This window comes from Algibacter aquimarinus (assembly GCF_039543265.1).
GTDB lineage: Bacteria > Bacteroidota > Bacteroidia > Flavobacteriales > Flavobacteriaceae > Algibacter_B > Algibacter_B aquimarinus.
Genome location: NZ_BAABJK010000009.1, coordinates 302,804 through 318,095, shown reverse-complemented (window position 1 = coordinate 318,095; position 15,292 = coordinate 302,804). Strand labels below are relative to the sequence as shown.

At 32.1% G+C, this 15,292-nt stretch carries 11 protein-coding genes; 5 read left to right on the top strand and 6 right to left on the bottom strand.

Going from position 1 to position 15,292, the window contains the following annotated elements; genetic code table 11:
- The first annotated feature begins 65 nt into the window (after positions 1-65).
- Positions 66-884, top strand: coding sequence for a M48 family metallopeptidase (locus ABD939_RS13820; protein ID WP_345169885.1), 819 nt, complete (start codon positions 66-68; stop codon positions 882-884).
- A gap of 66 nt (positions 885-950) precedes the next feature.
- Positions 951-2,336 carry an MFS transporter gene (locus ABD939_RS13815; protein ID WP_345169883.1) on the top strand — a complete coding sequence of 462 codons (1,386 nt, stop codon included), beginning with the start codon at positions 951-953 and terminating at the stop codon, positions 2,334-2,336.
- An 88-nt stretch (positions 2,337-2,424) separates the two neighbouring features.
- Here ABD939_RS13815 and ABD939_RS13810 read toward each other — a convergent pair whose 3' ends face one another.
- The 4 genes from ABD939_RS13810 to ABD939_RS13795 form a co-directional block, all read right to left on the bottom strand.
- Complete coding sequence (locus tag ABD939_RS13810) at positions 2,425-3,147, bottom strand: head GIN domain-containing protein (protein ID WP_345169882.1); 723 nt, start codon at positions 3,145-3,147, stop codon at positions 2,425-2,427.
- A 10-nt stretch (positions 3,148-3,157) separates the two neighbouring features.
- Positions 3,158-3,703 (bottom strand): hypothetical protein, encoded by a 546-nt coding sequence (locus tag ABD939_RS13805; RefSeq protein WP_345169880.1) that lies wholly within the window; start codon positions 3,701-3,703, stop codon positions 3,158-3,160.
- 11 nt (positions 3,704-3,714) lie between these two features.
- Positions 3,715-4,278, bottom strand: coding sequence for an RNA polymerase sigma factor (locus tag ABD939_RS13800; RefSeq protein WP_345169878.1), 564 nt, complete (start codon positions 4,276-4,278; stop codon positions 3,715-3,717).
- 118 nt (positions 4,279-4,396) lie between these two features.
- Positions 4,397-6,943, bottom strand: a complete 2,547-nt coding sequence (locus ABD939_RS13795; protein WP_345169876.1) for an ATP-dependent Clp protease ATP-binding subunit — start codon at positions 6,941-6,943, stop codon at positions 4,397-4,399.
- 261 nt (positions 6,944-7,204) lie between these two features.
- Here ABD939_RS13795 and gyrA point away from each other — a divergent pair, with 261 nt between their 5' ends.
- Together gyrA and ABD939_RS13785 are read left to right on the top strand one after the other, a co-directional pair.
- Positions 7,205-9,754 carry a DNA gyrase subunit A gene (gene gyrA / locus ABD939_RS13790; RefSeq protein ID WP_345169874.1) on the top strand — a complete coding sequence of 850 codons (2,550 nt, stop codon included), beginning with the start codon at positions 7,205-7,207 and terminating at the stop codon, positions 9,752-9,754.
- Positions 9,755-9,771: 17 nt separating this feature from the next.
- Positions 9,772-11,028: a tetratricopeptide repeat protein gene (locus ABD939_RS13785; protein WP_345169873.1), complete on the top strand. Its 1,257-nt coding sequence runs from the start codon at positions 9,772-9,774 to the stop codon at positions 11,026-11,028.
- Between the two features lie 67 nt (positions 11,029-11,095).
- Here the strand turns inward: ABD939_RS13785 and ABD939_RS13780 are convergent, their stop codons facing one another.
- Positions 11,096-11,845, bottom strand: coding sequence for a C40 family peptidase (locus ABD939_RS13780; protein WP_345169872.1), 750 nt, complete (start codon positions 11,843-11,845; stop codon positions 11,096-11,098).
- Between the two features lie 7 nt (positions 11,846-11,852).
- The gene (locus ABD939_RS13775; RefSeq protein WP_345169870.1) at positions 11,853-13,031 is read right to left on the bottom strand and encodes an acetyl-CoA C-acyltransferase; all 1,179 of its coding nucleotides are present in this window, start codon (positions 13,029-13,031) and stop codon (positions 11,853-11,855) included.
- Between the two features lie 127 nt (positions 13,032-13,158).
- Between ABD939_RS13775 and ABD939_RS13770 the strand changes: the two genes are divergently transcribed.
- Entirely contained in the window at positions 13,159-15,207 is a 2,049-nt protein-coding gene (locus ABD939_RS13770) for an HD family phosphohydrolase (RefSeq protein WP_345169869.1), read from the top strand.
- The last annotated feature ends 85 nt before the right edge of the window (positions 15,208-15,292 follow it).

Here is a 15,292-nt window from a genome sequence, read left to right as displayed (position 1 = left end):
ATCATGTGGGTCAAAATGATATAAACGATTTTTGTACTTTTAAAGAATAATTAAAACATAAGATAATGAAAATAAGAAAAGCACTTATAGTATTTGGAATTTTAGCTCTCATTTTATCATGTGCTACAAATCCATTCACAGGAAAAAAGACTATGGCTTTAGTGCCAAATTCACAACTATTTCCTACTGCATTTGCACAATATGATCAGTTTCTAAATGAAAATAAAGTTGTTAAAGGAACTAAAGACGCCGAAATGATAACTAGAGTTGGACAACGAATTGCTGTTGCAGCAGAACGTTGGTTAAACGCAAATGGTCACCAAGGTTATTTAAATGATTATAAGTGGGAATATAATTTAGTTAATGATGAAACTGTTAACGCTTGGTGTATGCCAGGAGGCAAAATAGTTTTTTACACAGGAATTTTACCTATAGCTAACGGAGAAACAGGTGTTGCAGCAATTATGGGGCACGAGGTAGCACATGCATTGGCAAATCATGGGCAACAACGTATGAGTGCTGCTTATGTTCAGCAAGGTCTGGCTATTGCTGGAAATGTGGCTATACAAGATGAGCAATCTAGAAATGCTTTTAATCAATATTATGGTGTTGGTTCTCAGGTTTTGGGTATGTTGCCATTTAGTAGAAGTCATGAAACAGAAGCTGATAAAATTGGATTGTATCTAATGGCTATAGCTGGCTACAACCCAACAGAAGCAGCAGAGTTATGGAAACGAATGAAAGCAAATAGTGGCGGTCAAGCTCCTCCAGAATTTTTAAGTACACACCCATCAAACGATTCTCGTATAGCAAATTTAACAGCTCTAGCGCCAAAAGCTATTGCAGAAGCACAGAAATTTGGAGTAAATACATTCAGAAAATAATTTATTCTTCAAAATTAAAATATTTGATTACTTTAGAGCTGCTCATAAAAGGGCAGCTTTTTAGTTATGGCAGTAATAGATAAAGGAAGTAAAAAGCTTCTGAATGCATGGGCTTTTTATGATTGGGCAAATTCTGTTTATACCTTAACTATTGCATCTTCAATATTTCCAATATTTTACTCAGCATTATTTATTTCTGAAATCAAAACGGTTATTGCATTTGGTTTCGAATTTAAGAGTACTGCTCTTATTACCTTTGTAACCGCTTTTACATTTTTGGTAGTTGCATTTACATCACCTATTCTTTCTGGTGTAGCCGATTATGTTGGTAACAAAAAAAACTTTTTAAAATTCTTTTGTTATGTTGGTAGTGCTGGTTGTATTGGTTTATATTGGTTCGATATTACTCCAGAAAAAATTCATTTAAGCTTACTGTTCTATTTTATGGGTTTAATAGGATATTGGGGTAGTTTAGTGTTTTACAACTCATATTTGCCTGATATTGCTTATCCAGGACAGCAAGACGCTGTGAGTGCTAAAGGATTTTCTTTGGGGTATTTAGGAAGTGTACTTTTGCTTATTTTGAATTTGTTAATGGTTATGAAACCTGAGTGGTTTGGTTTTGATATAAGTATCTCAGAAACTATAAAAAATTCGGGGTCTGAAGCAGAGATAAGTGAAGCGCTAAAAACCGCAAAAGATGCAGCATCTTTTGAAGCTATGAAAATAGCATTTATTACTGTTGGTATTTGGTGGGCATCGTTTAGTCAATATTCTTTTTATTATTTACCAAAAGGAACATCTACAGGACACAAAGTAACTACCGCCGTGGTTTTTAATGGTTTAAAAGAGTTAAAACAAGTTTGGGGACAACTTAAATTAGATTTAAGATTGAAACGTTATTTGTATGCTTTTTTTGTTTTCAGTATGGCGGTTCAAACTATTATGTTGGTAGCTGTTTACTTTGGTGAAGAAGAGATTGATTGGGGAGGTGATAGTGAAAAAACTATGGGCTTAATTATAAGTATTTTGGTTATTCAAATAGTAGCCATTTTAGGGGCAGTTTTAACATCTAAAGCATCTTCAAAATTTGGTAATATTAAAACTTTAATTGTTGTTAATTTTATTTGGATGACATTATGTTTTTATGCTTATTTTATGAAAACACCAATGCAATTTTATATTGCCGCTAGTATTGTTGGTTTAGTAATGGGAGGGGTACAGTCGTTAGCCCGATCTACATATTCTAAATTTTTACCTGAAACTGAGGATACAACGTCTTATTTTAGTTTTTATGATGTTGCTGAAAAAATAGGTATCGTTATAGGTATGGTAATTTTTGCTACAATAGATCAGGTGACTGGTACAATGCGAAATGCGATACTATTTTTATTTGTTTTCTTTTTATTCGGTATTATTTTATTATTTAGAGTGCCAAAAGAAAGAGTTTGATACAAAATTAAATATAAAAAAAACCTGTAAATTTCTTCACAGGTTTTGATTAACACATATTTTACTGTTTGTTTATTGATTGTACTTTTTAATTACTTTTAATAGATCCAGAGCCAGAAACTTTAGCATCCTTTTTTGGGTTTCCTTTATACCTTATATCTCCAGAACCAGATACTCTAGCAATTAAGTTTTTGTTACTAACTACCTCAGCATCTCCAGAGCCGGCAACAGCAACTTCGGTATCATCTGATTGTAAACCAAACCCATGGAAATCTCCAGAACCAGCTACTTTAGCATTTAAATTATTAGTAGCCCCAGTTAAGGTTATTTCTCCAGAACCAGCTACAGCCCCTACTACATAATTGGTTTTAATATCAAGTTTAATTTCTCCAGAACCAGCTACAGAAACACTTAATTTATCAGCTTTAACAACATCTCTACTTACAATATCTCCAGATCCAGCAAGCGAAACTTTATTAATGCTTTCAAACGGGACTGTAATTTCAATACTTTTCTTGTAACTTATTTTAGACCCTTTTTTTAATTTAATAATTAAATTATCGTTTTTAACTTCGGTAACTATATATTCTAATAAATTAGAATCACCTTTTATTTTTATTTCGCCCTCTTTTCCATAAACTAAAATGATATCCATACTCCCAGCAGATTTAATACCATTATAATCTCCAACGTTTCTGGTCTCGGTGGTAATATTTCCGTTGCCTTTAATTTTTTTCTTCCCCCAAGATTGGGCATTTGCTATGCTAACTAGCATTAAAAAAATAACTGATAGTGTAATTGTTTTTCTCATGATTTTAATTTTAAATGATTAATAATTGATTATTAATGTTATTAAGTTCTTCTATTTTTTCTTTTGTATCCTGTATAATATCTATTCTACTTTGGAAATTTAGAATCATCGCATCCAGAATTAATTCGTCATTGGGGTGTTCTTTAAGCCCAAATATGAGTTGGTTGTAGTCTTCTTCAAGTACTTTTAATTCAAACAAAGCATCAACAATTAACTCTTGATATTCTGGCATCTCTTCGCTATTAAGATTTTCCAGTTCTTTAGATAGTGATGCCATAAACACACTTTCAACTTTAGCCATTTCAGGCGAAATACTTGCAAGATCGATAGTATTGACCTCTTCTTTTGGTGAAAAAACAAATAAAGAAACTAGTAAAGCGATTGATGCTGCTATACCTATAAAAGGTTTCCATAAATTCTTTTTAGTTTTATTTAAACTAGAATTTTGAGTTTTTAGTTTATTTAAAAAGCGCTCTTGATGCCCCAAATTTGGGTTTTCTGTATCGAAATTATTTTCAAGGTTTTTAAATAGATCTTCTAAAGTATTTTTGCTCATTTTTTTATTTTTTAACACTCGAGAGTGGTTTCAAATTTCTTTCTTAAATTTTCTTTAGCTCTAGAAATTGTGGTTCTGCAATTTGAGTTGCTAATATTCATTATTTCGCTAATCTCTTCATAGTCGTAACCTTCAATAAGGTTTAGAGTTAAAGCTATTCTATAATTATCTTTTAATGTTTTTAAAGTCTTTAAAACCTGTTTAGCTTTAAGGTTTGTAAATTCATAATCGTTGTTTATACTATTAGAATTATCTTCTACTTTATATAACATATCGTCTAAAGCAACTTCTTGATATTTACTGTTTTTTTTGTAATGATAAATACTGTTATTAATAACAATTCGTTTTAACCAAGCTCCAAAAATTTTAAGATCTTTTAAAGTATCCAGTTTTGTAAAAGCCACTAAAAATGAATCTTGCATAATATCTTCAGCCTCAAAATTATTTTTTACAATTCTTAAACATGTATTGTACATGGCTTTGTAATATCTGTTGTAAATTTCCAATTGCGCAGATTGGTTTCCAGACTTGCAAAGTTCTATTAATTGCTCAGTATTTTGATTGGTTGATTTCAAAAAAACAAATTGTTATAATAAAGAGGAATGTATTTTTTATTTGTTACAGTTCTGCAAAAAAAAATCCTACGTTCTAAATGAATGTAGGATTTTAGTATGGTCTTAAAATTTGAATTTATCAGGATTCAGTGGGCTTTTCAGCTTTTTCTATTGAAATTTTTAAATCTTCTGAATCTTTATCAATATCAATTTTTATATTATCTCCTTCTTGAAGATTTGATGCAACAATTTCTTCAGCTAAAGCATCTTCAACATATTTTTGAATAGCTCTTTTTAATGGTCTAGCACCATATTGTTTATCAAAACCTTTTTCAGCAATATAATCTTTAGCACCATCAGTGAGTGTTAAAATATAGCCTAGTCCTTTAATACGAAGTAAAAGTTTTTCTAATTCTATATCAATAATTTTATTGATATCATCTTTTTCTAATGCATTAAATACTACAACATCATCAATTCTGTTTAAAAACTCTGGTGCGAAAGATTTTTTAAGTGCATTTTCAATAATGCCTCTTGCATTCGCATCTTCTTGCGCTTTTTGTGATGAGGTTCCGAATCCAATGCCAGTACCAAAATCTTTTAACTTTCGAGCACCAATATTTGATGTCATGATAATGATGGTGTTTCTGAAATCAATTTTTCTTCCCAAACTATCGGTTAAATAGCCATCATCTAAAACCTGTAGAAGCATATTAAATACATCTGGATGTGCTTTTTCAATTTCATCTAAAAGAATAACCGCGTAAGGTTTACGTCTTACTTTTTCAGTAAGTTGCCCACCTTCTTCGTATCCAACGTATCCCGGAGGAGCTCCAATTAATCTTGATATGGCAAACTTTTCCATGTATTCGCTCATGTCAATTCTAACAAGGGAATCTTCACTATCAAACAACTCTCTAGATAACACTTTGGCTAATTGAGTTTTTCCAACACCGGTTTGACCTAAAAAGATAAATGAACCGATAGGCTTGTTAGGATCTTTAAGTCCTGCACGGTTTCTTTGAATCGCTTTTACAACTTTCGCAACAGCTTCATCTTGACCAATTACTTTGCCCTTGATAAGGTTTGGTAATTCTGCAAGCTTATTAATTTCAGTTTGAGCTATTCTGTTTACAGGAACGCCTGTCATCATAGAAACCACATCTGCAACATTATCTTCTGTTACAATTTCTCTATGTTGTTTGGTGTCTTCTTCCCATTTTTCTTGAGCTACAGCAAGTTCTTTTTCTAAACGCTTTTCGTCGTCTCTAAGTTTTGCAGCTTCTTCATATTTTTGTTTTCTAACAACAGAATTTTTTGTTTCCTTAACGGCTTCAAGTTTCTTTTCTAATTCTATTATTTGTTTAGGCACATCAATATTGGTAATGTGCACACGTGACCCAGCTTCATCTAAAGCATCAATCGCTTTATCTGGTAAAAAGCGTTCTGTCATGTACCTATTGGTTAACTTCACGCAAGCTTCAATAGCTTCTGGTGTGTAATCAACATTATGATGTTCTTCATATTTACCTTTAATGTTATTTAGAATTTCTATAGTTTCTTCAACAGTAGTTGGCTCAACAATTACCTTTTGGAAACGACGCTCTAAAGCACCATCTTTTTCAATATATTGTCTGTACTCATCTAAAGTAGTTGCTCCTATACATTGAATTTCTCCACGAGCTAAGGCAGGTTTAAACATGTTTGAAGCATCCAAACTACCTGTTGCACCACCTGCGCCAACTATGGTATGTATTTCATCAATAAACAGAATAACTTCATCGTTCTTTTCAAGCTCGTTCATAACGGCTTTCATACGTTCTTCGAACTGGCCTCTATATTTTGTTCCAGCTACTAAGCTTGCTAAATCTAGTGTAACAACGCGTTTGTTAAATAGAATTCGAGATACTTTACGTTTGACAATTCTTAGTGCTAGTCCTTCGGCAATGGCAGATTTACCAACACCAGGTTCACCAATTAAAAGGGGATTATTTTTCTTTCTCCTGCTTAAAACTTGAGATACGCGTTGTATTTCTTTTTCTCTTCCCACAACAGGGTCTAACTTACCTTCTTCTGCTAAAGCGGTTAAATCGCGTCCAAAATTATCTAAAACCGGGGTTTTAGACTTCTTATTTGTTTTGCCTGCTGGAGCATTAAAAATATTGTCTTTTGTTCCATCTTCTTCAGGATTCGCATCATCGTCCTGAAATTCGGCTTTTGGTTCTATGTAATTATTGTCGTTTGTAATCATTTGTTTAAATTGTTCTTTAACATTATCATAGTCAACTTTTAGCTTATTTAAAAGCTTGGTAGTGGGGTCGTTTTCATTTCTTAAAATACAAAGCAATAAATGCGCTGTATTAATTGACGAACTTTGAAATAATTTTGCTTCTAAAAATGTTGTTTTCAAAGCACGTTCTGCTTGCCTTGTTAAGTGTAAATTCTTTTTATCGTTTGACGAAACAGTAATATTTGGATTAGCTGGACTCAATATCTCAACTTTTCGTCTTAAATGATTTAAATCAATATCTAAGGCGTTCAATATATTTATTGCCTTTCCGTCTCCATCACGAAGAAGTCCTAACATAAGGTGTTCGGTACCAATAAAATCATGGCCTAAACGCAAAGCTTCTTCTTTGCTGTAAGCAATAACATCTTTAACTCTTGGGGAAAAATTATCATCCATATTCTAGTCCTTATCTGCATTAAAAATAGTAAAACATTTTACTAACGGCAAAAACTATACCTTAAATCGTCTGTAAATTGCTAATTGACGAAAAAAACTTTATAAAATCAAAACATTTGGGAGTATACTTATTAACTAAAAAACACCCTAAAATTGTTAATAAATAACATGAAAAAGTGTCTTTAATAGTCTTACTATGACTACTGAAATTCTTATATTAGCATGTTTTGAAATACAGATAAAAACTTAACTAAATTTTATATGGCAGAAGGAGAAAAATTGATCCCTATTAACATAGAAGATGAGATGAAATCGGCTTACATTGACTATTCAATGTCAGTCATTGTGTCACGTGCATTACCAGATGTAAGAGATGGTTTAAAGCCAGTTCATAGACGTGTACTTTACGGTATGCACGAATTGGGTGTTAGAGCAAATTCGGCACATAAAAAATCGGCAAGAATAGTAGGAGAAGTTTTAGGTAAATACCACCCTCATGGTGATACTTCGGTATACGATGCTATGGTGCGTATGGCTCAAGAGTGGAGTTTACGTTACATGCTTGTAGATGGGCAAGGTAACTTTGGTTCGATTGATGGTGATAGTCCTGCAGCAATGCGTTATACAGAAGCGCGAATGCGTAAGATTTCTGAAGACATGTTGGCAGATATTGAAAAGGAAACTGTAGATCACAAGCTAAACTTTGATGATACGCTTCACGAACCAACAGTTTTACCAACAAGAATCCCAGGACTTTTAGTAAACGGAGCTTCTGGTATTGCAGTTGGTATGGCAACAAATATGCCGCCTCATAACTTAACAGAAGTTGTAAATGGAACGATAGCTTACATTGAAAATAATGATATTGAAATAGATGAACTTATACAACATGTAAAAGCTCCAGATTTTCCAACAGGAGGAACTATTTACGGATACGATGGTGTTAAAGAAGCGTTTCATACTGGTCGTGGTAGAATTGTTATTAGAGCAAAAGCGAACATTGAAGAGGTTAATGGACGTGAGTGTATTATAGTCGATGAGATTCCTTATCAAGTTAATAAAGCAGATATGATTAAGAAAACTGCAGACTTGGTAAATGATAAAAAGTTAGAAGGTATTTCTACAATTCGTGATGAATCTGATAGAAATGGAATGCGTATTGTTTATGTTTTAAAGCGCGATGCAATACCAAATATCGTCTTAAATAAATTGTTTAAATATACTGCGCTACAATCCTCATTTAGTGTAAATAACATTGCATTAGTTAATGGGCGTCCACAGTTATTAAACTTAAAAGAGCTTATTCATTATTTTGTAGAACACAGGCATGAAGTTGTTGTAAGACGAACTACTTATGAGTTAAGAAAAGCAGAAGAACGTGCTCATATTTTAGAAGGATTAATTATAGCTTCAGATAATATTGATGAAGTAATAAAAATTATTAGAGCATCTTCAAATGCAGATGAGGCTAGAAATAGTTTAATAGAACGTTTCAAGCTTTCTGAAATACAAGCCAAAGCTATAGTTGAAATGCGTCTGCGTCAATTAACAGGCTTAGAGCAAGATAAATTGCGTTCTGAGTATGAGGAAATAATGAAAACCATAATCGACCTTAAAGACATCCTAGACAAAAAAGAACGTCGAATGGATATCATAAAAGGGGAATTAGAAGTAGTTAGAGATAAATATGGTGATGAGCGTCGCTCTACTATTGAATATGCTGGAGGAGATTTAAGTATTGAAGATATGATTCCTGATGAAAAAGTAGTGATTACTATTTCGCATGCTGGATATATTAAAAGAACATCTTTAACCGAATATAAAACTCAAAATAGAGGAGGCGTTGGACAAAAAGCATCAACAACTCGTAATGAAGATTTCTTAGAGCATTTATTTGTTGGTACTAATCATCAATATATGTTATTCTTTACTCAAAAAGGAAAATGTTTCTGGATGCGCGTTTATGAAATCCCAGAAGGCAGTAAAACCTCTAAAGGTAGAGCTATTCAAAACCTCATAAACATTGAGCAAGATGATAAGGTGATGGCTTTTATTTGTACTCAAGATTTAAAAGACGAAGATTATATTAATAGTCATTATGTTATTATGGCGACCAAAAAAGGTCAAGTTAAGAAAACGTCTCTTGAGCAATACTCTCGTCCTAGAACAAATGGAATTAATGCCATAACAATTAAAGATGATGATGTTTTATTAGAAGCTAAATTAACCACTGGTGAAAGTCAAGTTATGCTAGCGCTTAAATCTGGTAAAGCTATTCGTTTTGAAGAAGCAAAAACAAGACCAATGGGTCGTGGAGCTTCTGGAGTTAGAGGTATTCGTTTACAAAATGAAAAAACTGATGAAGTTATTGGTATGATTGCTGTTGATGATATGGAAAGCAATGTACTTGTAGTATCAGAGAATGGTTACGGAAAACGCTCAAGTTTAGAAGATTACAGAATTACCAATAGAGGAGGTAAAGGTGTAAAAACCATTTCTATTACAGAAAAAACAGGTAACTTAGTATCTATCAAGAATGTAACTGATGATGATGACTTAATGATTATCAATAAATCTGGAATAGCTATTAGAATGGCGGTACAAGATTTAAGAGTTATGGGAAGAGCTACCCAGGGTGTAAAATTAATTAACTTAAAGGGTAACGATTCTATAGCTGCTGTTGCAAAAGTAATGCATGATGAAGATGAGGTAGAAGAAGTAGAAACAGTTGAAGGGTCTGAAAACACTAATGTTTCAGAAGATGGCACAACTCTTGATAATAACCTAGACGAAAATAACACTGAAAATTAAACTTAATATTATTTAAAATGAAAAAACAATTAGTCATAGCTTTAGCATTTTCAATAAGTGCATTTTCATTTGCACAAAAAAAGGAATTGAAGTCTGCAGAAAAAGCTATTAAATCGAACAATTTTGCTGAGGCGAAAGCTGCACTAAATCTAGCTGAGGGTTTGATGTCCTCTATGGATGAAAAAACAAAAGCGAAGTATTACTATTTAAAAGGACAAGCTTTATATGCTAATGGTGCTGCCTCAATGGAAGATATAGATGCTTCTCTAATGAATTTAAACAAAGCTAAAGGAACTTACAAATCTGAAATTGCAGCTTTAGAACAAAATATAGTAAATGGTTTGCTTCAAAAAGGAAACGATGCTTACGGTAAAAAAGATTACTCTATTGCTTCGAAATTTTTTGAAAAGTCGTATCGAGTTAAGGAAAAAGATACAATATATCTTTACTATGCTGCAGCTACGGCGGTAAATGTTCAAGAATATGATAGAGCTTTAAAAATATACGAAGAGTTAAAAGCTTTAGGATATACAGGGATTGAAAAACAGTACTTTGCAACGAATAAAGAAACTGGCAAAGAAGAGGTTTTAGATAAAACGACTCGTGACTTATATGTAAAGGCTAAGAGTCATATAAAGCCAGGTGAGCGTAATACAGAGTCAAAAAAACCTGAAATTGTTAAAAATATAGCTCTTATTTATGTTAGTAATGGAGATAATGAGAAAGCTATTGCAGCTATGAAAGAAGCAAGAGCTGAAAGTCCAGATGATATAAATTTAATACTTTCAGAGGCTAATGTTCATTTTAAAATGGGTAATACCGAAGAATTTAAAAAGCTTTTGAAAAAAGCAACTGAAATGGACCCTGAAAATGCCGAGTTACAATATAATTTAGGAGTAATTTCAGCTGATTCAGATCAACCAGAAGAAGCTAAAGAACATTATTTAAAAGCTATTGAGTTAGACCCTAACTATATTAATGCCTATATTAATATGTCAGCGTTAGTTTTAGGTAAAGAAGAGGCGATAATAAAAGAAATGAATGGATTAGGGACTTCTAAGGCTGATGATAAAAGATATGATGAATTAAGAGCGAAACGCCAAGATTTATACAAAGAGGCAACCCCTTATTTAACAAAAGCAATAGAGATTGATCCTAATAACATAAACGCATCTAAAACCTTAATGAATATTTACAGTATTTTAGGTGAAACAGATAAGTATAAAAGTTTAAAAGATAAAGTAGCTAATTTGGAGGCTGCTGCTCAAAACTAATCTATAATTATACAATAAAAAAAGGTCGCAATTTGCGACCTTTTTTTATTGTATAATTATTTCTGAACTAAATGATTTTTTTAATTACACGTAGCTTGTGTGTATGTGTGTTTTTATCAACATTGTAAATACCAGAATGGTCTAGTCTATCAATTCTTACTTTACCATGCGCATGAATTATGTAATTATCTTTCATAATAATACCAACATGCGTTATTGTACCTTCGTTATTATCAAAAAATGCTAAATCACCAGGTTCACTTTCTTCAATAAAACTGAGAGCTTCACCTTGTGTGGCTTGTTGAGATGCATCGCGTAATAATTTGTAACCATTAAGCTTGTAAGTCATTTGAGTAAATCCAGAACAATCTATACCAAAAGGTGTTTTTCCTCCCCATAAATATGGTGCATTTAAAAATATAAATGCTGTTTTAACAATGTTAGATTTTTTTTCTTTTTTAGCTATTGAATTTCCATCATATTTATGATTTAAAATAGAAAGTCCATTTAAAGAAGAACCTATGGTTATAGGGAATAGTTGTTTGTTTTGGTCTTCTATAAATTCAACTAAATCTGTAGTTAAGTTTGGCGTTTCTTTGCTAATTAATTTATAGTTTTCTTCGTTGATTTGTGAATATTGTTTGTTATCAATCCAGCCTTCATAAGAATCAAAAGCAAGTCTTATTTTACTCCAATTTTTACGCTGTTCAATAATTTTAAAAACATCTCCATATAACACTTGTGAGACGAGTTCACTAGTGTCAGCAGCCTCACATCTTAAAGGAACAATACTTAAATTACAAATTCCGTATAGCATTCAAAACTTAATTTCGCTCGATTATAACTGCTGATGCGCCACCGCCGCCATTACAAATAGCTGCTGCACCAATTTTACCATTATTTTGTTCTAAAACGTTTAATAATGTGATTAAAATTCTAACGCCAGAACATCCTAAAGGATGCCCTAGTGATACGGCTCCACCATTAACATTTACGTTGGAATCGTTAAGATTTAAAATCTTCATATTAGCTAATCCTACAACAGAAAAAGCTTCATTAAATTCAAAAAAATCAATATCATTAATCGTTATTCCAGCTTTATCCAAAGCTTTTGGTAATGCTTTTGCAGGAGCGGTTGTAAACCATTCTGGTTCATGTGCAGCATCTGCATAACTTTTTATTGTAGCAATAGGGGTTAAGCCTAATGCTTTAGCTTTTTCTTTACTCATTAATATCATAGCGCCAGCACCATCATTAATTGTTGATGCATTTGCAGCTGTAACACTACCTTCTTTAGTAAAAGCTGGACGCAACTGCGGAATTTTATCCATCCTTACGTTTTTGTATTCTTCATCTTCTACAACAAGAATTGGTTCTCCTCGCCTTTGTGGAACTTCAACAGGAACAACTTCATTATTAAATTTTCCGGATTCCCATGCTTTAGCTGAGCGCTTGTAGGATTGAATAGCGAAAGCGTCTTGATCTTCACGAGAAAACTCATATTTGTTAGCACAAGCATCAGCACAAACACCCATGGCATTTTGATCATAAGCATCAACTAAACCGTCTTTTTGCATACCATCAATTAATGAGGTAGGACCAAATTTAGTACCTGTTCGTGTATATAAGTAATGCGGTATTAAACTCATGTTTTCCATACCACCAGCCACTATAATATCAGCATCACCTAACGCAATACTTTGAGTTGCCTGCATAACGGTTTTCATACCAGAAGCGCATACTTTATTAATTGTTGTACACGGCACAGTATTAGGTATACCAGCGTAAATAGCTGCTTGTCTTGCTGGAGCTTGACCGGTACCAGCTTGTACAACATTACCCATTAAAACTTCTTCTACCAATTCTGGTTTTAGATTTATTTTATCTAGAGCACCTTTTATGGCAATAGCGCCAAGTTTAGGTGCGCTAATTTTAGATAAAGCCCCCATGAAACTACCAATTGGAGTTCTTGCAGCAGATACAATAACAACTTCTTTACTCATTGTTTAATTGTTTAGTTTAGTATAGGCGAAAATAATGATTTTTTAATAGAAATATAAAAGATTCGTTTATTATAAAAAATGGTAAACGCCTATAATTTTATTACATTTGATGTACTTTATCTTTTCAATGAAAGACTTTATTAATAAACTTTACAGAAACCACTCTTTTATATACAAAGGGCTCTTATTTATATGTACTACATTTTTAATTGTTTACTTATTCCCAAAAAGTGGGAAGTTCAAGTATAATTTTGAAAAAGGAAAACCTTGGCAGTCTGAAAATTTATATGCGCCTTTTGATTTTGCCATTAGAAAATCTGATGATGAAATAACTAAAGAAAAAGCAGATTTAAACAATAATTCCATATTATATTTTAATATTGAAAGAGCTGTAGTTGACGATGTTAGAAAAAATTACATCATAGCTTTTGAAGAAGTATTTTCAGATTCAATTCCAAATACTCAATTAAAAAAAATCAGTAACGTAGGAGAAACAATTATTTCAGAATTGTATACCTATGGTATTCTTGCTGATAATTATAAATTTTCTGATGAAAAAACAATCGCTTTATTAGATGGAAGAACTGAGATTAAACGAACTGTTTTTTCAAATTTAGTAGAGCAAGATGAAATTGCTGTTGTTATTAATGAAATTCTTAAAACTAATAATTTAACAAATTATAAGACAGAATTTGTATCCTTATTTTTTGATTTAATAGAGCCAAATTTAACCTTTGATAAATCTTTTACAGACAAAGTTTTACAAGAAGAGATTAATAAAATATCTTATGCTCGAGGAAGCATCGAGAAAGAAACACTAATAGTATCAAAAGGTGAAGTTGTAGAAGGAGATAAATTTCAAATTTTACAATCATTAAAATCTGAATACGAATCTCAAGTTTGGAGTAAAGCTAATTATAATTGGGTTATTGCGGCATATACGCTACTGGTAGCTTTGGCACTTTTAATGCTATTACTGTTTTTAAGAAAATACCGCGTTTCAGTTTTTGAAAACAATACTAAAGTCACCTTTATATTTTTTAATATACTATTAATGGTGTTTTTAACTACACTTATTATAGATTATAATTCTAAATATATTTATGTAGTACCTATTTGTATACTACCATTAGTTTTTAAGGCGTTTTTCGATGCTAGATTAGGGCTTTTTGCGCACGTAATAACTGTTTTGTTATTGGGTTTTGTGGTTCCTAATAGCTATGAATATATGTTTCTACAAATTATAGCTGGTATTGTAACTATTTTAACAATATCTGAGTTATACAAAAGAGCAAACCTATTTATATCGGTAGGTCAAATAACTTTAATTTACATTATTGCTTACTTTGCCTTTTTTATAATTCATGAGGGTACCGTTGAAACCATAGAGTGGAATGTTTTTGGCTTGTTTGCTTTGTCTGGCCTTGCAACTTTATTTGTACAACCGCTTATATATGTTTATGAAAAACTCTTCGGATTAGTTTCAGATGTGTCACTTTTAGAGTTGTCTGATACAAATTCTAAATTGCTTAAAGAGTTATCTAATACAGCTCCAGGAACATTTCATCACTCATTAAATGTTGCAAATCTTGCTGAAGCCTCAGCAAATGAAATAGGAGCAAACGCTATGTTGGTTAGGGTAGGTGCATTGTACCACGATGTTGGTAAAATGAAGAACCCTACTTATTTCACGGAAAACCAATCTACAGGTATTAATCCGCATGACGAGTTATCTTCAAAAGAAAGTGCAAGAATAATTACAAACCATGTTATTGAGGGTATAGAAATTGCAAAGAAAAATAATTTACCAGACCGCGTTATAGATTTTATTAGAACACACCATGGTACAAGTGTGGTTTATTATTTTTACATGCAAGAGAAAAAGAATTTTGAAGATGTAGATAAAGCTGATTTCAGCTATCCCGGACCAAAACCATTTAGTAAAGAAACGGCCATATTAATGATGTGTGATAGTATTGAGGCAGCCTCAAAAAGTTTAAAAGAACCCACTAGTACAAAAATTGATGCATTTGTTGAAAACATTATAAATAAACAAATAGAAGATGGACAATTTTTAAATGCTAATATTACTTTCAAGGAGATTCAAGCCATAAAAAAAGTGCTTAAATTAAAGCTGGCAAATATTTATCATTTGCGAATTGAATATCCAGAATAAAAAAATAAAAAATTGAATAAATTTGTTGCTTCATTAAGGATGTTATACTACATTTGCATCCGCAATTTATTGCAATGTTCATAAA

What these genes read in the sequence shown, in the direction of transcription:
- ABD939_RS13805 (WP_345169880.1), bottom strand. Translation starts at nt 3,703, where the DNA reads ATGAGCAAAAATACTTTAGAAGATCTATTTAAAAACCTTGAAAATAAT.
- ABD939_RS13780 (WP_345169872.1), bottom strand. Translation starts at nt 11,845, where the DNA reads ATGCTATACGGAATTTGTAATTTAAGTATTGTTCCTTTAAGATGTGAG.
- ABD939_RS13785 (WP_345169873.1), top strand. Translation starts at nt 9,772, where the DNA reads ATGAAAAAACAATTAGTCATAGCTTTAGCATTTTCAATAAGTGCATTT.
- ABD939_RS13820 (WP_345169885.1), top strand. Translation starts at nt 66, where the DNA reads ATGAAAATAAGAAAAGCACTTATAGTATTTGGAATTTTAGCTCTCATT.
- ABD939_RS13775 (WP_345169870.1), bottom strand. Translation starts at nt 13,031, where the DNA reads ATGAGTAAAGAAGTTGTTATTGTATCTGCTGCAAGAACTCCAATTGGT.
- ABD939_RS13810 (WP_345169882.1), bottom strand. Translation starts at nt 3,147, where the DNA reads ATGAGAAAAACAATTACACTATCAGTTATTTTTTTAATGCTAGTTAGC.
- ABD939_RS13815 (WP_345169883.1), top strand. Translation starts at nt 951, where the DNA reads ATGGCAGTAATAGATAAAGGAAGTAAAAAGCTTCTGAATGCATGGGCT.
- ABD939_RS13770 (WP_345169869.1), top strand. Translation starts at nt 13,159, where the DNA reads ATGAAAGACTTTATTAATAAACTTTACAGAAACCACTCTTTTATATAC.
- gyrA (WP_345169874.1), top strand. Translation starts at nt 7,205, where the DNA reads ATGGCAGAAGGAGAAAAATTGATCCCTATTAACATAGAAGATGAGATG.
- ABD939_RS13795 (WP_345169876.1), bottom strand. Translation starts at nt 6,943, where the DNA reads ATGGATGATAATTTTTCCCCAAGAGTTAAAGATGTTATTGCTTACAGC.